This is a genomic window from Promicromonospora sp. NPDC057488, assembly GCF_042802395.1.
GTDB lineage: Bacteria > Actinomycetota > Actinomycetes > Actinomycetales > Cellulomonadaceae > Promicromonospora.
In genome coordinates, this window is sequence record NZ_JBHVEG010000133.1 from 1 (window position 1) to 17,723 (window position 17,723).

General features: G+C 73.5%; 18 protein-coding genes. 7 read left to right on the forward strand and 11 right to left on the reverse strand.

The genetic code is table 11. From position 1 onward, the window contains the following. Positions 1-52: 52 nt before the first annotated feature. A complete protein-coding gene (locus tag ACFU5G_RS22070) occupies positions 53-946 on the reverse strand; it encodes an NAD-dependent epimerase/dehydratase family protein (protein ID WP_377249620.1) in 894 nt (297 codons plus the stop codon). 104 nt (positions 947-1,050) lie between these two features. On the opposite strand from ACFU5G_RS22070, the gene ACFU5G_RS22075 reads away from it, so the two are divergent. Then, positions 1,051-1,647 carry a TetR/AcrR family transcriptional regulator gene (locus ACFU5G_RS22075; protein ID WP_377249622.1) on the forward strand — a complete coding sequence of 199 codons (597 nt, stop codon included), beginning with the start codon at positions 1,051-1,053 and terminating at the stop codon, positions 1,645-1,647. A 6-nt stretch (positions 1,648-1,653) separates the two neighbouring features. Here the strand turns inward: ACFU5G_RS22075 and ACFU5G_RS22080 are convergent, their stop codons facing one another. Both ACFU5G_RS22080 and ACFU5G_RS22085 read right to left on the reverse strand, forming a co-directional pair. After that, complete coding sequence (locus ACFU5G_RS22080; protein WP_377249624.1) at positions 1,654-2,430, reverse strand: ABC transporter permease; 777 nt, start codon at positions 2,428-2,430, stop codon at positions 1,654-1,656. After that, a complete protein-coding gene (locus ACFU5G_RS22085) occupies positions 2,427-3,179 on the reverse strand; it encodes an ABC transporter ATP-binding protein (protein WP_377249627.1) in 753 nt (250 codons plus the stop codon). The genes ACFU5G_RS22080 and ACFU5G_RS22085 overlap by 4 nt, the downstream gene beginning before the upstream one ends. A 113-nt stretch (positions 3,180-3,292) precedes the next feature. Here ACFU5G_RS22085 and ACFU5G_RS22090 point away from each other — a divergent pair, with 113 nt between their 5' ends. Together ACFU5G_RS22090 and ACFU5G_RS22095 are read left to right on the forward strand one after the other, a co-directional pair. Continuing rightward, positions 3,293-4,390 (forward strand): sensor histidine kinase, encoded by a 1,098-nt coding sequence (locus ACFU5G_RS22090; RefSeq protein ID WP_377249630.1) that lies wholly within the window; start codon positions 3,293-3,295, stop codon positions 4,388-4,390. Next, entirely contained in the window at positions 4,387-5,031 is a 645-nt protein-coding gene (locus ACFU5G_RS22095) for a response regulator (protein ID WP_377249632.1), read from the forward strand. Before ACFU5G_RS22090 ends, ACFU5G_RS22095 begins: the two co-directional genes overlap by 4 nt. Before the next feature lie 6 nt (positions 5,032-5,037). Here the strand turns inward: ACFU5G_RS22095 and ACFU5G_RS22100 are convergent, their stop codons facing one another. The 3 genes from ACFU5G_RS22100 to ACFU5G_RS22110 are packed head-to-tail and all read right to left on the reverse strand — an operon-like array spanning position 5,038 to position 8,149. After that, entirely contained in the window at positions 5,038-5,895 is an 858-nt protein-coding gene (locus ACFU5G_RS22100) for a carbohydrate ABC transporter permease (protein WP_377249634.1), read from the reverse strand. Further along, entirely contained in the window at positions 5,892-6,821 is a 930-nt protein-coding gene (locus ACFU5G_RS22105) for a carbohydrate ABC transporter permease (protein WP_377249637.1), read from the reverse strand. Before ACFU5G_RS22105 ends, ACFU5G_RS22100 begins: the two co-directional genes overlap by 4 nt. Then, positions 6,818-8,149, reverse strand: coding sequence for an ABC transporter substrate-binding protein (locus ACFU5G_RS22110; protein WP_377249639.1), 1,332 nt, complete (start codon positions 8,147-8,149; stop codon positions 6,818-6,820). Before ACFU5G_RS22110 ends, ACFU5G_RS22105 begins: the two co-directional genes overlap by 4 nt. Positions 8,150-8,277: 128 nt before the next feature. On the opposite strand from ACFU5G_RS22110, the gene ACFU5G_RS22115 reads away from it, so the two are divergent. Continuing rightward, positions 8,278-9,804, forward strand: a complete 1,527-nt coding sequence (locus ACFU5G_RS22115; RefSeq protein ID WP_377249641.1) for a family 43 glycosylhydrolase — start codon at positions 8,278-8,280, stop codon at positions 9,802-9,804. On the opposite strand, the gene ACFU5G_RS22120 is transcribed toward ACFU5G_RS22115, so the two are convergent. Next, positions 9,769-10,779, reverse strand: coding sequence for a LacI family DNA-binding transcriptional regulator (locus ACFU5G_RS22120; protein ID WP_377249643.1), 1,011 nt, complete (start codon positions 10,777-10,779; stop codon positions 9,769-9,771). The two genes, ACFU5G_RS22115 and ACFU5G_RS22120, sit on opposite strands and share 36 nt — an antisense overlap. A 109-nt stretch (positions 10,780-10,888) precedes the next feature. Between ACFU5G_RS22120 and ACFU5G_RS22125 the strand changes: the two genes are divergently transcribed. Continuing rightward, the gene (locus ACFU5G_RS22125) at positions 10,889-12,139 is read left to right on the forward strand and encodes a multidrug effflux MFS transporter (protein ID WP_377249645.1); all 1,251 of its coding nucleotides are present in this window, start codon (positions 10,889-10,891) and stop codon (positions 12,137-12,139) included. On the opposite strand, the gene ACFU5G_RS22130 is transcribed toward ACFU5G_RS22125, so the two are convergent. Next, complete coding sequence (locus tag ACFU5G_RS22130; RefSeq protein WP_377249648.1) at positions 12,061-12,423, reverse strand: nuclear transport factor 2 family protein; 363 nt, start codon at positions 12,421-12,423, stop codon at positions 12,061-12,063. The genes ACFU5G_RS22125 and ACFU5G_RS22130 overlap by 79 nt on opposite strands. Before the next feature lie 38 nt (positions 12,424-12,461). Further along, positions 12,462-13,643, reverse strand: coding sequence for an AI-2E family transporter (locus tag ACFU5G_RS22135; RefSeq protein ID WP_377249650.1), 1,182 nt, complete (start codon positions 13,641-13,643; stop codon positions 12,462-12,464). A 208-nt stretch (positions 13,644-13,851) separates the two neighbouring features. On the opposite strand from ACFU5G_RS22135, the gene ACFU5G_RS22140 reads away from it, so the two are divergent. Beyond that, positions 13,852-14,874: a zinc-dependent alcohol dehydrogenase family protein gene (locus tag ACFU5G_RS22140; RefSeq protein ID WP_377249652.1), complete on the forward strand. Its 1,023-nt coding sequence runs from the start codon at positions 13,852-13,854 to the stop codon at positions 14,872-14,874. A 79-nt stretch (positions 14,875-14,953) separates the two neighbouring features. Further along, positions 14,954-15,880: a helix-turn-helix transcriptional regulator gene (locus ACFU5G_RS22145; RefSeq protein WP_377249654.1), complete on the forward strand. Its 927-nt coding sequence runs from the start codon at positions 14,954-14,956 to the stop codon at positions 15,878-15,880. On the opposite strand, the gene ACFU5G_RS22150 is transcribed toward ACFU5G_RS22145, so the two are convergent. Continuing rightward, positions 15,852-16,892, reverse strand: a complete 1,041-nt coding sequence (locus ACFU5G_RS22150; protein WP_377249657.1) for a 1-aminocyclopropane-1-carboxylate deaminase — start codon at positions 16,890-16,892, stop codon at positions 15,852-15,854. The genes ACFU5G_RS22145 and ACFU5G_RS22150 overlap by 29 nt on opposite strands. Before the next feature lie 2 nt (positions 16,893-16,894). Further along, the gene (locus tag ACFU5G_RS22155; protein WP_377249659.1) at positions 16,895-17,590 is read right to left on the reverse strand and encodes a GntR family transcriptional regulator; all 696 of its coding nucleotides are present in this window, start codon (positions 17,588-17,590) and stop codon (positions 16,895-16,897) included. Positions 17,591-17,723: the final 133 nt, after the last annotated feature.

Here is a 17,723-nt window from a genome sequence, read left to right on the forward strand (position 1 = left end):
GAGTCGCCTCAGAGCGAAGAAACTTAGGCCTCGAAGGGGTTAGGCCCGGCACCTACCGGACGATCGGCGTCGAGTAGGCGCCCGCGGCGATGTCCTCCACGAGCGTCGGGCCCGTCGGGGTCCAACCGAGCAGCTCGCGCGTCGCGGCGCTCGTCGCGGCTCCCTCCATGCCGAAGAACCCGCCGATCCAGCCGAAGTGCGCGACGACGTCGTCGGGCGCGACCGACGCGACCGGGAGGTCGAGCGCCCCGCCGATCGCCTCGGCGATCTCGCGGGTGGTGACCCCCTCCTCGGCGACGGCGTGCAGCCGGGAGCCCGCCGGGGCCTTGGCCAGCCCGAGGGCGACGAGCCGAGCGGCGTCGGACCGGTGCACGGCGGCCCAGCGGTTGCCGCCGTCACCCGGGTAGCCGGACACGCCGTGCCGGCGGGCGGCGTCGGCGATCACGGAGATGAAGCCGTGGTCCCCCGCCCCGTGCACCGTCGGCGAGAAGCGCAGGCTCACGGCGCGCACGTCGCGGTCGACGTACTCCAGCGCGAGGTTCTCCGCGCCGCCGCGCGGCGAGTCGGGGCCGTGGGCCGACGACGTGTCCGCCTCGGTGCCGGGCCGGCCCTGCGCCAGCCCGGCGGTGCCCGCCGCGAACAGGAACGCCCGGCCCGAGCCGGCGAGCGTGTCGGCGAAGGTCTGCACGGCGGCGCGCTCGGCGGCGTTGGACGCGGCCGGGTTCGCGAAGTCGTGCTTGTTGGCCAGGTGGAGCACGGCGTCGGCCGCGTCGGCGCCCCGGCGGAGGCCGTCGAGGTCGTCCAGGTCGCCGCGCTGGACGCGGACGCCCTTCGCCTCGAGCGCGGCCGCCGCCGCGTCGGACCGCGCGAGCCCGGTGACGGCGTGGCCGTCCGCAAGCAGCTCGTCCACGGCTGCCGACCCGATCCAGCCGGATGCTCCGGTCACGAATACCTGCATGGTGAACCCTCCAGTGATGTCAGTGACTGTTGTCAGTCACAGACATCACCATACGCGCGACGTCAGCCGCTGTCATCACCTAGACTGGACGCATGGTCAGATGGCAGCCCGGCACGAGCGAGCGGCTGCAGGCCGCCGCCCTGGACCTCTTCGCGAGCAACGGCTACGAGCAGACGACGGCGGCGGAGATCGCGCAGTCCGTGGGGCTGACCGAACGCACCTTCTTCCGGCACTTCAGCGACAAGCGCGAGGTGCTGTTCCACGGGCAGGAGCTCCTGGTGGAGGCGTTCCTCGCGGGTGTAGCGGCGGCGCCGGACGACGCCACGCCGATGGAGCTGGTCGGCGCGGCGCTGGAGTCGGCGGCGCCGTTCTTCCCCGCGGAACGCCGCGACCACTCCCGGCTGCGGCAGACGGTGATCGACCAGAACCCCGCGCTGCAGGAGCGGGAGCGGCACAAGATGTCGGTGCTGGCCACGACGCTCCGTGACGCGCTCCGCGCCCGCGGCTCGGCGGAGCCGGCGGCCACCCTGGCGGCGGAGTCGGCCGCCACGGTGTTCGGTGTCTCGTTCACGCAGTGGATCGCCCCCGGCGAGGAGCGCTCGATCGTCGAGATCGAGCGGGCGGTGCTCGCCGAGCTGCGCGACCTGACCGCCGCGAACCCGACCGCCCACAGGGCCGCGAAGGCCTGACCCCGGTCAGTCCCAGCGGAACAGCAGCGCCGCGGTCACCGAGCCGACGACGACCGTCACACCGAGGCCGATCAGGTGCACCGGCTCGACGGGCGCACCCACCCACGCCGCCGCGAGCGCCTGGACCGCCGCGCCGAAGGGCAGCCGTTCGCCGAGGGCGGCGAGCGGCTCGGGCAGGCTGCCGGGGCCGCCGAACATGCCGCCCAGTGCGCCGAGCGCGAAGAAGCCGACGAGCCCGATCGCGACGGCCGAGTTGGGCGTCGGCGCGACGGCGGCCACGATCATGCCGACGGCGTACATCGCCGCCATCGCGAGGGTGTAGACCCCGATCGCCGTGGCGAGGTGCGCGGGCGGGCTCGCGCCGAAGCCGAGGAACGCCACGGCGAGGGCGAGCGCCAGCCCGAGGACCGTCTGGAGCACGCTGACCACGACCTGGGCGACGAGCACCATCGCCGGGGAGGCGGGGGTGACCGACAGCCGGCGCAGGATGCCGGAGCGCCGGTAGTACGCCAGGAAGCTGGGCATGTTGATGACGCCGATGGTGGCGATGACCATGGTGAGCACCAGCGGCAGCACGTACGCCTCCAGGGCGGAGTACCCGGCGACCACCTCCTGGTCGCCGGCCGCCTGGGCGCTCGTCAGGAGGATCAGGAGCGGCAGGCCGAGGGGCACGACGAGGCCCGCGGTGTCGCGCGCGACCATCTTGGCCTCGCAGACCACGAGGTTCAGCCAGGCCCGCGGGCCCGGACGGCGGACGACGACGGCGGTGGCGGTGGTGCTCATTCGGCTGCCTCCAGCTGCTTTCCGGTCAGGGCGACGAACGCGTCGTCGAGGGTGTCGGCGCCCGCTCGCGCGGTGAGGGCTCCGGGCGTGCCGACGTCGACCAGGCGGCCGGCGTCGAGCAGGGCGACCCGGTCGCAGAGCCGTTCGACCTCCTCCATGGCGTGGCTGACCAGCACGACGGTGACGCCCTCGTCGCGCAGGCGCTCGACGGTGCCCCACATGCGCCGCCGGGCCCGCGGGTCGAGCCCGGTCGTGAGCTCGTCGAGGATCACGACACGCGGCCGGCCGACCAGCGCGAGCGCGATGGAGAGCCGCTGCTGCTGGCCGCCGGACAGCTTCTCGAACCGCACGCGCCGCTGCTCCTCCAGGCCCACCAGGTCGAGGAGCTCGGCGGCCGGGCGCGGGTCCGGGTAGAAGCCACGGTAGAGCCCGAGCAGCTCGGCCACGGTGAGCGCGCCGTGCAGGTACGCCTGCTGGAGCTGCACTCCGAGCACCTGGCGAACCTTCGCGCGGTCCCGCCGCGGGTCCAGGCCGAGCACGCGCACGCTCCCGCGGTCCGGCCGGCGCAGCCCGGCGATCATCTCGACGGTCGTGGTCTTGCCCGCGCCGTTGGTGCCGAGGATGCCGAGCACCTCCCCCGCCTCGACCCGCAGGCTCAGCCCGTCCACCGCGGCCTTGTCGCCGTACCGCTTGACGAGGCCCTCGGCCTCGATCGCCGGCGCCCGGTCCCTGTTCGTGTCACTGCTCATGTCCGACGACGCTAGGCGCGCCGCCCCACCCCGCGCCTGTGCCGTCGGTCAGGGATGTCATCCATGACTTTCGGCACGGGCAGGCCGCAGACCGCGCCCGTAGGGTGGCTGACATGCGGCTCGGGACGGAGGAGTGGTCGGGACTCGCGATGCTCGTGGTCGCGCTGGCCCTGGCCGGGCCGGTGCTGTTCGGGCACGCGGGAACGAGCATCCCGCGCGGGTGGTGGATCGCCCTGTTCGTGCTGCTGATGGTCACCCTGCTGGGCGCCCTGGTGCGCGAGCGCGCCGACCTGGTCCGGCACGCGATGTTCGCCACCGCGGTCGTCTCGTCGTGGGCGGTGGTGCTCACCGCGCCACAGGTCGGGCTCCTGCCGGTGCTGCTGGTGGTCATCGCGAGCGTGAGCGTCTACGTGGCGCCGCTCCGGGTGGGCTTCGTCGTCGTCGGGCTGAACACGCTGGTGCTGGTGGTGCTCGCGACGCAGCGGGACAACGGGCTCGCGGACGCCCTGGTCGGCGTCGGGTTCTACCTGCTCATCCAGGTGGCGACCATGCTGAGCTCGATGACGCTCATCCGGGAGCAGCGGCTGCGCCGCGAGCTGAGCCAGGCGCACGTGGACCTGCGGGCGGCGTCGGCCCTGCTCACGGAGTCGGCGCGGACGGCGGAGCGGCTGCGGATCTCGCGCGACCTGCACGACCTCATCGGCCACCAGCTCACGGTGCTCACCCTCGAGCTGGAGGCCGCCCGGCACCGCGACGGCGAGCAGGCGCGCGAGCACGTCGAGCGGGCCAACCGGGTCGCGCGCGAGCTCCTCGCGGACGTGCGGACGACGGTCGGCGAGCTGCGGGCGGCGTCGTCGGACCTGACCGAGGCGTTCCGGGAGGTGGTGCGCGACCTGCCCGACCTGGACGTGTCGATCGACGTGGGGCCCGGCGTGCAGGTGGACGAGGAGCAGACGGCGGCGCTGGTGCGCGGCGTGCAGGAGATCGTCACGAACACCCTGCGGCACGCGGAGGCACGCGCGCTGCGGATCGAGGTGGCCGCCGGCCCGGACGGCGTCGTGCTGACCACCCGGGACGACGGGCGCGGGTTCCGTGAGCTGGTGCCCGGCAACGGGCTGCGGGGCCTGGCCGAGCGGTTCGAGGCCCTGGGCGGCGGCGTCGAGTTCGACGGCGCGGACGGGTTCCGGGTCACCGCGCGGGTGCCGACGTGACGCGGGTGGTGATCGTCGACGACCAGACGCTGGTGCGGCACGGCATCCGGGCGCTGCTGGAGATCGCCGACGTCGAGGTGGTGGGCGAGGCCGACGACGGCGCGGCCGCGCTGGAGGTGGTCGCCGACGTCGCGCCCGACGTGATCCTGCTGGACCTGCGCATGCCCCGGTACGACGGCCTGTGGACGCTGGACCGGCTGCGCGCGCAGGGCAGCGACGTGCCGGTGCTGGTGCTCACCACGTTCGACGACGACACCCTCGTGCTCGACGCGCTGCGCGCCGGGGCGCGCGGCTACCTGCTCAAGGACGTGACGGTCGAGCAGCTCACCCGGGCCGTGCACGCACTGGCCGGCGGCGGCACGCTCGTGGCGCCGTCGATCACGGACCGCATGCTGCGCGCGATCCGCGCCGTGCCGCCGGCGAACGGCGCCGAGGCGCTGCCCGCGCAACGGCTGACCGGCCGGGAGCTCGAGGTGCTGCGGCTGATGGCCGAGGGGTACACCAACCGCGAGATCTCCGGTGCGCTGTCCCTGGTCGAGGGCACGGTCAAGAACCACGTCTCGACCATCCTGCTGAAGCTCTCGGCCAGGGACCGCACCAACGCCGTGCTGCGAGCGCTGCACCTGGGCGTGCTCGGCTGACGCCCGTTATCCCTTGAGCCCGCCGGCCAGCAGGTCCGCACGCCAGAACCGCTGGAGCAGCAGCACCATGGCGATCAGCGGGATGACCGACACGGCCGAGCCCGTGATCACGAGCGGGTAGAGGTCGGAGTCCCCGGCGCCCTTCGACAGGAACGTGTACAACCCCAGGGTGATCGGGTACAGCCGCTGGTCGGACAGCATGATGAACGGCAGCAGGAAGTTGTTCCAGATGCCCACGAACTGCAGCAGGAACACCGTGACCAGGCCCTGGGCCATCATCGGCAGCACGATCGTGGTGAAGATCCTCGCCTCGCCCGCGCCGTCGAGCCGGGCCGCCTCCAGCGTGTCGGTCGGGACGGCCGACTGCGCGAACACCCGGCACAGGAAGATCCCGAACGGGTTGATGATCGACGGCAGCAGCACCGACCACATCGTCCCGGCCAGCCCGAGCTGCGCGAGCAGCAGGTACTGCGGGATCGCCAGCACGATGCCCGGCACCAGGACACCGGCGAGGATCGCGGCGAACAGCGTGTCGCTCCCCCGGAACCGGAACTTGGCCAGCGCGTAGCCCGCCATCGCGGAGACGACGGTCGAGGCGACCGCGCCGACGCCCGCGTACACGAGGCTGTTGGCGCCCCACTGCCAGAAGACGCCGCCGCCGTAGGTGGCCAGGTCGGCGAGGTTGTCGGCGAGGCCGGAGCCGGGCAGGAACGAGAAGCTGGTGAACAGCTCGCGGGGCGACTTGGAGGCCGCGACCACCACCCAGGCCACGGGGACCAGGCAGTAGACGGCGCCCGCGAGCAGGACGATCGTGGCGGCCGGTGCGAACCGGGGCCGGCGTCGGGCCGTGGTGCTGGTGGTCATGACGCGTCTCCGAACGCTCGGCGCTGGAAGAAGCGCAGGATGACCAGCGAGACGACGAGGGTGCCGACCGCCAGGAGCACGGACGCCGCGGCGGCGCCGCCCAGGTTGTCGTTGCCGAACGCCTCCTGGTAGATCGCCATGAGGGGCACCCACGTGGACGAGATGGTGCTCGTCAGCGGGCGCAGCGTGGCGGGCTCGCTGTAGAGCTGGACGGTGCCGATCACGGAGAACAGGCCGGTCAGCACGAGCGCGGGCGTCACCAGCGGGATCTTGATGCGCCAGGCGATGGCCCACTCGTTCGCGCCGTCGATCCGCGCCGCCTCGTAGATCTCCTGCGGGATGGCCCGCAGGGAGGTGTAGATGATGATCATGTTGAAGCCGACCCCCGACCACAGCGCGATGTTCGCGAGCGCGAAGTACAGGGTCGGGTAGCCGAAGAAGTCGAGGTTGCCGCCGCCGAGCTCCCGCGCGACGTAGCTGACCGGGCTGGTGCTGGGCAGGTAGAGGAACCCCCACAGCAGGCTCGCGATCACGCCGGGCACGGCGTACGGCAGGAAGATCGCCGTCCGCGAGAAGCTCGTCAGCCGCGCACGCGGCGTGTCGAGCAGGAGCGCGAAGAGCAGGGCCAGGCCGAGCACGCTGGGCACGGCGATCGCGCCGTAGACCAGCGACCGGCCGAACCCCGCGAGCAGCTCGGGGTTCGTCAGCGCAGAGACGTAGTTCTCGAGCCCCACGAACCCCTCGGTACGCCGCCCGAAGGCGCCCGCGCCCTCGATGCGGAGCCCGCGGAAGCTCAGGTACAGCGCGTACCCGATGGGCACGAGCAGGAAGCACACGAAGAGGACGATCGCCGGGGCCGCGAACAGCCAGGGGGTGAGCTCACGGCCCCGGCTGCCGCGCCTGCGGACTGGTGCGACGGCGGTCATGGGTTCTCGACGGTGTACCCGGACTTCTCCAGGTCCGCGACGACGGCCGTCTGGGTGGTGCCGTACACGTCCCGGAACGACGTGCCGCCGAGCGCCGCCTCGTTCAGGGCGTCGCCGAACGCGTTGGTGGCGACGTTGACGTTCGGTCCCCACACGACCGGGATGGTCGTGTCGTCGATGACCTGGTCGGCCACCTCGTAGAAGTCCTTCTGCTGCGGCATGAGCTTCGGCGGGTCGTTCGAGAGGGTCGCCTCACGGCCCGCGTTGCCGCCCGGGTACAGGTCGAGGGTGAGCAGCAGCTTCGAGCCCTCGTCGGACGCGCCGAGCCAGGCGGCGAACTTCGCGGCCTCCTCGGCGTGCTCGGACTTCTCGGGCACGAGGTAGGTGGAGCCGCCGAGGAACGGCACGGACGCGTCGCCCGGTGTCCACTGCGGCAGCGGGATCGAGGCCCACTTGCCCGCGGTGTCGGGGGCGACCGAGTAGATGACGCTCGGCGCCCACGCGGCGGCCGCCCAGCTCAGGATCTTGCCGTCGTTGACCTTGGCGTTCCACTCCGGCGTGAGCAGCGGCTCGACCGTCAGGAGGTCGCGCTCGACGAGGTCCTGCCAGTAGTCGGCGGTCTCCAGCGAGGCGTCGCCGTCGATGCCGACCGACCAGGCGTCGCCGTCGGTGCCCCACCACTGCGCGCCGGCCTGCGCGGCCTGCGCCGCGAAGAACTCGAGCTGGGTCGCCGAGAAGCTGGCGAGGTACACGTCCGGGTCGGCGGCGTGGATCTTCTCGGCCGCCTCCGCGTACTCGGCCCACGTGGCCGGCGGCTCGACGCCGTACTTCTCGAACAGGTCGGTGCGGTAGGTGAGCATCATCGGCCCGATGTCCTGCGGCACGCCGTAGACCTGGTCGCCGAGCGTGCTCAGCGCCCAGATGTTGTCGGCCACGGCGTCGCGGTTCGGGGCGACGTCCTCGGTGATGTCGCGGACCACGCCGGCGGTGACCAGCGAGGGCAGCGCGCGGTACTCGACCTGCACGACGTCGGGCGCCTCGTCGGCGCGGTCGGCCGCCAGCAGCTTGGACGACGTCTCGGGCGTGCCGCCCACCTCGGAGAGCTTGATCGTGACGCCGGGGTTCTCGGCCTCGTACTGCTCGACGATCGCCTGGGCGGCGGGGTCGGCCTCCTTCAGCGACCAGGTCCAGAACTCCAGGGTGACCGGGCCGTCGTCGGACGCCGCTCCACCGGCGCAGCCGGCCAGCGCCAGGCTCACCGCGACCAGTGCGGCGCCGGCGCCGAGGGCGCGGGAGGCGCGCCGGGATTCACTGCTGTGTGTGCGCATTGCACATCTCCTTCGATGTGATCCGGCCGGACCCGGCGGCTCGTTGCGGGGGTCCTCGGGAAGTGCCCCTATGCTGATGGCAACGTTGCCATTTCGTCAAGCGCGACCCATCGCGCAAAGGAGCGCACATGCGTCTGGTCCCCAATCCCGTGCTGCCCGGCTGCCACCCCGACCCCTCGGTGTGCCGCGTCGGCGAGGACTACTTCATGGTGACCTCGACCTTCGCCTACCACCCCGGGATCCCGGTGCACCACAGCCGTGACCTGGTCACCTGGCGCCTGGTCGGGCACGTGCTGACCGGCGCGAGCTGGCTCCCGCTGGACGGCAGCCAGGTGGCGGACGGCGTCTGGGCGCCCACGATCCGCCACCACGACGGGGTGTTCTACGTGGTGTTCACGATCGCCCGGGACCGGCAGGGCGCGGCCACGTACCTGACTACGGCGTCCGACCCGGCCGGGCCGTGGGGAGTCCCCGTCCCGCTGGAGGCCGACGGGATCGACCCGTCGCTGTTCTTCGACCACGACGGCCGCGCCTGGTTCACCGCCGCGCGCGACGCGACGGCGGACGGCGCGACCGGGCCCGGCGAGATCTGGCTGCGGGAGCTCGACCTCTCGGCGCTCAGGCTGGTCGGGCCGGAGCGCGTGCTCTGGCACGGCGCGGTGCGGGGCGCATGGGTCGAGGCGCCGCACATCTACGAGCGTGCCGGCCGGTACCACCTCGTGGGCGCGGAGGGCGGCACCGAGCGCAACCACGCGGTCACCAGCGCGACCGCCGACCACGTGACCGGCCCCTACCGGACCGACCCGCGCAGCCCGCTGCTGACCCACCGCCACCTCGGCGCCGGCGAGCCCGTGCAGAACGTGGGCCACGCCGACCTCGTCGAGACGCCCGACGGCGCGGCGTGGGCGCTGGTGCTCGGCGTCCGGCCCGTGGCGCAGCACCACACGCTGGGCCGCGAGGTGCTGCTCGTCCCGGTGGAGTGGGACGAGCACGGTCCGGTCCTGGCGCCCGGCTCGGGCCGGGTCCAGGGCGTCAGTCCCGGGCTGCCCGTCACGACGGACCGCCCGGCCGACTGGCTGTCGCTGCGCGGCCCGGTCGACGCCGCCGTCCACGCCGACGTCGCGGGCGAGACGGTCACGCTGCACCCGCGGCCCGTCCCGCTCTCGGCGCGCGAGGTGCCCGCGTTCCTCGCCCGGCGCCAGGACATGCACGCGTTCGAGCTGGACGCGGTGGTGGACACCACCCTGATCGATGCGCACGACGCCGGGGTGGTCGCCTTCCAGGACGAGAGCACCTTCCTCGCGGCCCGGGTCCGCCGCGGCCCCGGCGGGTGCGTGGCCCAGGTGTCGGGCCGCCTCAACGGCGAGCCGGTCACCGGACCGGAGGTGCCGGTCGCCGGGGACGTCACGCTGCGGATCCGGTCGGACGGAGAGTCGTACGAGTTCCGGTGCGCGCAGGGCGCCGAGGAGCACGTCCTGGCGGCCTTCCCGCACACCGTGCTCAGCACCGAGACGGCGGGCGGCTTCACCGGCGTCCTGCTCGGACTCGTCAACGAGGCGCCCGCGACCGCCGGCCCGCTGACCTTCCGCGGCGTGCGGTACGGCGTGCCGGAGGCCGCCTCAGACGGCGCGGGTGCTGGCGCGCACCACGAGTGACGGGGGCAGCAGATGGTGGCGGGCGTCGCCGCCGCCGATCAGGTCGAGGAGCACCTCGATCGAGAGCCGGCCCAGGGTGACGAAGTCCTGCCGCACGGTCGTCAGGGCGGGCACGAGGTAGTCGGCGCCGGCCATGTCGTCGAACCCGACGAGCGACACGTCGCCGGGCACGGACAGGCCGCGGGCGGCCAGGGCGGAGAGCACGCCGAGCGCCATCTGGTCGTTCCCGCTGAAGATCGCCGTGGGCAGCCGGCCGGCGTCGATCAGCTCGGTGGTGAGGGCGTGCCCGCTGCGCGCGTGGAAGTCGCCGTGCAGCAGGCGCGGCTCCTCGATGCCCGCGCGGCGGAGCTCGGCGCGCCAGCCCTCGACGCGCGCGCGGGCGTCGAAGGTCTCCATGCGGCCGCTCAGGTGGACGATGTCACGGTGGCCGAGGTCGAGCAGGTGGCGGGTGGCGAGGCGCGCGCCCTCCTCCTGGTCGAGCTCGACCGACCCGATCGCCGGGTTGGCCACGTTGCCGGACATGACCACGGAGATCGGCACGCGGGTCACGGTGCGGTCGAGCGCCTCCAGGGCGACGGGCCGGTCCGCGATGACCGCCACGCCTGCGGCGCCCTGTCCGACGAGCCGGCCGAGGCACTGCTCGAGCTGTTCGTGGGTGCCGCCCTGCCAGCTCGCGAGGCTGACCCAGTGGCCGGCTTCCTTGGCGGCCTGCTCGATGCCGAGGAGCACGCGCGGCAGCTCGAACAGCTCGGACCCGGCGAGGACGACGCCGAGCATCGTGGACCGGCCGCTCTTGAGCATGCGGGCGCTGTCGTTGCGCCGGTAGCCGAGCTCCTCGATGACGCGCAGCACGCGCTCGCGGGTCTCGGGCCGCACGGTGGGCTCGTCGTTCACGACCCGGCTCACGGTGATGTGGGCGACGCCGGCGGCACGCGCGACGTCGACCATGGTCGGCGGCCGTCTGCCCTGCGCCATCCTCGCCCCTGTTCTCCTCGGCTCCCTCGGCTCGTCCGGGGATCCTATCCGCCTGGGAGGCCCTGTCAGGGACTCCCACCGGCCACGCGCGGGCGGCGACGCTGCTGGCATGCTCGAGACCCCTACCCCAGCACGGCCCCGGCTCAGCCGGTTCCTGCCCACGCTGCTCCTGCTGCTCACCGTGTTCGGGCCCATCTCGATGGACCTGTACCTGCCCGCGCTCCCGGCGCTCACCGCGGAGCTCGACGCCGTTACGTCGGTCGCGCAGCTGACGGTGACCGCCTGCCTGGTCGGGCTCGCCGTCGGGCAGCTCGTCGCCGGCCCGCTCTCCGACCGGTTCGGACGGCGCCGGGTGCTGCTCGTCGGCGTCGTCGCGTACGTCGTGACGTCGGCGCTGTGCGCGGCCAGCCCCACCGTGGAGCTGCTCGTGGTCGCGCGGCTGGTGCAGGGTCTGGCCGGCGGGGTCGGCATCGTGATCGCCCAGGCCGCCGGGCGGGACGTGTTCTCCGGCGGTGCGCTGATCCGGTTCTACGGGCGCCTCACGGTGGTCGGCGGGCTCGCGGCGATCGTCGGCCCCCTGCTGGGCGGCCAGCTGAACACCGTCACCGACTGGCGCGGCCTGTTCGTCTTCCTCGCCGCCGTCGGGGCGGTGCTCCTGGTGGTCGCCGCCGTCGCGTTCCCCGAGACGCTGCCCGCCGAGCGGCGCACCACCGGCGGGTTCGCGCAGACCGGCCGGGACTTCCGGGTGCTGCTGTCCGACCGGGTGTTCCTCGGCGCGGTGCTGAACCAGGGCCTGATGTACGCGGCGCTGTTCGCCTACCTGTCGGGCGCGACCTTCGTGCTGCAGGGCATCTACGGCCTCTCGCCGCAGGGCTACGCGCTCGCGTTCGGCCTGAACTCGGCCGGGTTCATGATCTGCGGGTACGTCGCCGGCCGCGCCGCCGAACGCTGGAGCGTGCCCCGCACCCTGGGCATCGGCATCGTCGTGGCCTTCCTCGGCTCGCTGGGCCTGCTGGCCGCCGGCCTCACCCCGCTGCCGCTGTGGGTGGTCGTCGTGTCGCTCCTGGCACTGGCCAGCGGGGTGGCCGTCACGTCGCCGCCCGCGACGACGCTCGCGCTCGTCGAGTACCCGCGGCTGGCCGGCACCGCGTCGTCGGTGCTGGGCATGGTCCGGTTCGGGTTCGGCGGCGTGACCGCGCCGCTGGTCGGGATAGCGGGCGCGGCGACGATCCTGCCCCTGGGCATCGTCGCCACCGCCTCGATCGTGCTCGCGGCCTGCGCCTACCTCGCGCTGGCCGGTGCGAGGGTGGCGGCCAGGACCTGCCAGCCCTCGTCCCCGCGCACCCAGAGTCGCGTGTAGGTCAGCCGCGCCGAGACGGCGATTCCGCCCTGGACCGCGTCCACGGCGGCGACCAGCCTGGTGACCCCACTCGCGCCGTCCTCCTGGACGTCGAGCGACTCCTCCTCCAGGCGGGTGATCCGCAGCGAGCCCGAGCGGTAGCTCGCCAGGTCGTCCTCCTTGGAAAACACGGACCCGTCCGGTCCGGCGCCGACGCAACGGGGATGCAGCAGTGCCTCGAGTGCGCTGACGTCGCCGGCCCGCTGGGCGGCCTGGAGCGCGTGCTCCGCGGCAAGAAGACTCATCGCGCGAGTCTACGCAGCAACATCGGCGCTGGTCAGCGCTACCGCGCCTCCTGGTACGGGATGACCACGCGCTTGATGATCAGCAGGCCCGCCGCCGCGACCGGCACGGCCACGAGGGCGCCGAGGATGCCGCCGAGCGCCGCGCCGGCGAGGGCCGCGACGATCACCAGGACGCCGGGCATCGACACCGCGCGGCTCATCACGCGGGGCGACAGGACGTAGGCCTCGACCTGCATGTACACCAGGAGGCACGCGGCGACGACGATCGCCGCGACCGGGCTCACGGTCAGCGTCGCGAGGGTGACGAGGATCGACCCGATGACGGTTCCGACGACGGGGATCAGCGCCGCGACGAACGCGATGACGGCCAGCAGGATCGGGGCGGGGCTGCCCGCGAACAGGGTGAGCACCAGCGTGAACGTGGCGTTGATGGTCGCCAGGATGAGCTGCCCGGAGACGTACCGGCCCACGGAGTCGAGCACCTCGTCCAGGAGCGAGCCGGTGATCGCGCGCCGCGACCTCGGCACCAGCCGCAGGACGGCGGCGATCATGGTCGGCAGCGTGAGCGCGAAGTAGATCGTCAGGGCCGTGACGATGATGACGGCGGTGACGCCGTTGACCAGCCCCGTGCCGACCTGCAGCACGCCGCCGGCGATCGCCGAGAGCTGCCGGGGGTCGCTGAGCAGGTCGGTCAGCGAGGACAGCAGCCCGTTCAGGTCCAGGGCGCCCAGGTTGCTGGTGGCCCACTCGTACCAGGCCTGGTCGGGCAGCGTGCGCAGCAGCTCGACGAGCTGGGCGCCGAAGCTGCTGACCTGCGGCACGGCGATCGGCAGTACCGCCACGACGACCAGGGCGATCACCGCCGCGGACCCGACCACCATCACGGTCGCCGCCACCCACCGCGGCAGGCCCCGGTTGGTCAGGGCCTCGGTCCCGGGCTCCAGGGCCAGCGCCAGGAAGAGCGCGAGGCCGACGTAGACGAGCACCGTCGCCACCGCGGACAGCGCGCCCAGCACGGCGAGCCCGGCCCCGACCCCGAGAGTGGCGAGCATCGCGTAGCCGAACGGGTTCGCGGGCAGGCCCACCACGGTGTCCCGGCCCGCCCGGCCGCCGGCGACCCGGGGCGCCCGCGCGGGCGCCGTCGGGCGGAAGCTCGCGTCGAGGTTCCGGCCCCTGGGCAGGCGTGGCGAGGTGCCGGGGCGGTGCAGCAGGCGGGCCATGACGCTCCAAATCGGTCCCGGGTGTCCGCGGTGAACACCTGGCGGGTCCCAGCCTCCCGGAAACCGGCCCGGTTGTCGCCGTCTCGCGTGAGGGGTCCTGCCCGGGCCTCCCACCTCGGGGGCAGACCGGCGTCTCATGGAGGACGACAGAGCACCGAACCCGCGCCGCACCCCGGCGCGGGCGCACCGAGCAAGGAGATACCCACCCATGCGTGGAGTCGTGATGCACGCCCCCGGCGACATCCGTGTCGAGGAACGAGCGGACGCCCGGATCATCGAGCCGACCGACGCGGTGATCCGCGTGACGGCGGCCTGCATCTGCGGGTCGGACCTGTGGCCGTACCGCGGGATCGAGAAGCTGGCCGGGCCCACCCCGATGGGGCACGAGTACGTCGGCGTCGTCGAGCAGGTCGGCGAGGAGGTGCGGAACGTCAAGGTCGGCGACTTCGTCGTCGGCTCGTTCGTCGCCTCCGACAACACCTGCGAGATCTGCCAGGCGGGCTACCAGTCGCGCTGCGTGCACAACGTGATGATGGGCTCGGAGGGCACGCAGGCCGAGCTGGCCCGCATCCCGCTGGCCGACGGCACCCTGGTGCCGACGCCCGGCCCGCCGCCGGCCGACCTGGTCCCGTCGCTGCTCGCCGCGTCCGACGTGCTGGGCACCGGCTGGTTCGCGGCCGTGGCCGCCGAGGCAGGCCCGGGCAGGACGATCGCAGTGGTCGGCGACGGCGCCGTCGGCCTGTCCGCCGTCCTGGCCGCCAGCCAGCTCGGCGCCGAGCGCGTCATCGTGTTCAGCCGCCACCCCGAGCGGCAGGCCCTGGCCCGCGAGTTCGGGGCCACGGACGTCATCGAGGAGCGCGGCGACGCCGGAGCCGCGAAGGTCAAGGAGCTCACCGGCGGGTACGGCGCCCACGGCGTCGTCGAGGCGGTGGGCACCGAGGAGTCGATGTGGCAGGCCATCCGCTCGGCGCGGCCCGGCGGGTACGTCGGCTACGTGGGCGTCACGCACGGCGTGCAGCTCGACGGGCTGGACCTGTTCTTCACCGGCGTGCACCTGCACGGCGGCCCGGCTCCGGTGCGCCGGTTCCTGCCCGAGCTGATCCAGCTCATCTGGGACCGGAAGATCGACCCGGGCAAGGTCTTCGACCTCACCCTCCCGCTGGACGACGCCGCCGAGGGCTACCGCGCCATGGACGAGCGGCGCGCCACCAAGGTGCTGCTCACCCTGTGACCGGGTACCGGCCGCGCGCGGGCTGGGGGGTTCCGGCGGAACCTCCCGCCCGCGCGGGCACGTACCTATGGTGGAAGCCATGAGCACCAAGGACGAGGTCCGCGACTTCCTGGTCTCCCGCCGCGCGAACGTGACGCCGCAGCAGGCCGGCATCCCGAGCTTCGGGGAGCGCCGGGTGCCCGGCCTGCGCCGGGAGGAGGTCGCGCTGCTCGCCGGGGTCAGCCTCGACTACTACACGCGGCTGGAGCGCGGGAACATCCGCGGGGCGTCCGAGAGCGTGCTGGACGCGATCGCCCGCGCGCTGCAGCTCAGCGATCCCGAGCGCGAGCACCTGTTCGACCTGGCCCGGACCGCCCCGGCCTCGGCCGCCGGGCGCACCCGTAAGCCGGCCCCGCAGGCGGTACGCACGTCGGTGCAGCGCGTGCTGGACCACATGACGGTGCCCGCGGTGGTGCACAACGCGACGCAGGACATCGTCGCCGCGAACCTGATGGGCCGCGCCCTGTACTCGCCGCACTTCGACACCGAGGGCACGCCCAACATGGCGCGGTTCATCTTCCTGGACCGCCGCGCCCAGGACTACTACGTGGACTGGCCCCTGGCCCGCCGGACCGCGGCCGCGATGATGCGGCTGGAGGCCGGGCGCGACCCGCTCAACGCGGACCTCACCGCCCTGGTCGGGGAGCTCTCCACGCGCAGCCCGCAGTTCCGCGCCGACTGGGCCGGGCACGACGTCCACGAGCACCGCACCGGGGTCAAGTCGTTCCGCCACCCCGAGGTCGGCGTGATCGAGGTGGCGTTCGACGTGTTCGAGATGCCCGGCGAGGCGGGGCTGCAGATCGTCACCTACAGCGCGCCCCCGGGCACCGACTCCGCGGACCGGTTCGCGCTGCTCGCGAGCTGGGCGGCGACCCGGGAGGCGGACGACGCCGGGGCCGGGGCGGACGGCGTCGGGCCGGACGCCGCCCACCCGGCCGTCAGCCGAGCAGCGGGCGGGTCTGCGTGAAGAGGCCGCTGTAGGCGTTCAGCGCCGGCTGCCCGCCGAGGTGGGCGTAGAGCACGTTGCTGGTCGCGGGGATGTCGCCGCTGGTCACCAGGTCGATCAGGCCCGCCATCGACTTGCCCTCGTAGACGGGGTCGATGATGACGCCCTCCAGCTCGCCGGTGAGCCGGATCGCGTCGAGCGTCGACTCCACGGGGATCCCGTAGAGGTCGCCGGCCCAGCCGGGCAGCACCGTGATCTCGTCGTCGCGCAGCGGGCGGCCGACGCCGATCAGCTCCGCGGTGGCGCGCGCGATCCTTGCGACCTGGTCGCGGGTCTCGTCGAGCTTGGCGCTCGCGTCGATGCCGATCACGCGGCGGCGCGGGCCGCCGGCCTCCTCCAGCGCGGCGAACCCGGCGATCATGCCGGCCTGGGTGGAGCCGGTGACGGCGCAGACCACGATCGTGTCGAAGAAGACGCCGAGCTCCCGCTCCTGCTCCTCGACCTCGTAGGCCCACCGCGCGAAGCCGAGGCCGCCGAGCCGGTGGTCGGACGCGCCCGCCGGGATCGCGTACGGCGTGCCGCCGCGCTCCTTGACGTCCTCGATCGCGCGGGCCCAGGAGTCCTTGAAGCCGATGCCGAACCCGGCCGGGTCCAGCCGCACCTCGGCGCCCATGATGCGGCTCAGCATGATGTTGCCGACGCGGTCGGCGACGGAGTCGGGCCAGTCGACCCAGTTCTCCTGCACCAGCACCGCCTTGAGACCGAGGGATGCCGCGACCGCCGCGACCTGGCGCGTGTGGTTGGACTGGTACCCACCGATCGACACGAGCGTGTCCGCGCCCTGCGCGAGCGCCTCCGGGACGATGTACTCCAGCTTGCGGGTCTTGTTGCCGCCGTAGGCGAGGCCGGCGTTGCAGTCCTCCCGCTTGGCCCAGACGGACGCGCCGCCCAGGTGGGCGGTGAGCCGCGGCAGCGGGTGGACCGGGCTGGGCCCGAAGGTCAGCGGGTGGCGGGGGAAGTCGGACAGGGCCATGGTTACTCCTCGGTCGCGGGTTCGGCGTCGGTGGGGACGACGGCGGCTGGGTCGGCGTCGGCGGGCAGGGTGGCCCAGGTGTCGAAGGCGACGTCCGCCGCACGTTCGGCGTCCCCGGCGGCGCACAGCCGGATCAGCTCCTCGTGCCGGGCGAACGACGCGCGGCCGCCGAGCGAGGCGAACCGCAGCCGTTCCGCGCGCCGCAGCACCGGCGTGAACTGGTCGAGCACGGCGGACAGCGCCCGGTTGGCCGCGACCCGCACGGGCACGCCGTGCAGGACGTCGTCGGCCCGGAGCGCCGCCTCGACGTCGCCGCTCTCGATCGCCGCGCGGAACTCGCGCTCGGCGGTGCGCATGGCCGCGAGGTCGTCCTCGGTGAGGCCCGGGACCGCCTCCCGCACGGCGATCTGGTGCATCGCGGCGACGACGTCGCGGGCGCCGCGCACGTCGCGCAGGTCCAGCGAGCTCACCGTCGTCGAGCTGCCGGGGCGGGCGACGACGAGGCCGGCCTCGGCCAGCCGCAGCAGCGCCTCGCGCACGGGGGTCCGGCTGACGCCGAGCCAGGCGGCGAGCTCGCCGTCGCGCAGCTGCTCCCCCGGCGCCAGGCTGCCGTCGACGATCGCGTCGCGGAGCCGGCCGTAGACGTCGTCACGCAGCAGCCGGCGATCGATCGCGGGCACGCTCCTAGGAATGGGCATGCAATATATTAGATGCAGCGCACCAGCCGTTGGCAAGGGCGTGCTCCGCCGGTCCGCCGGAGGCGCGGCAGTTTGCATCACAGACTCGGCAGTTGGCATTGAGATCGGTCCATCGTTGGACCGATCTCAATGC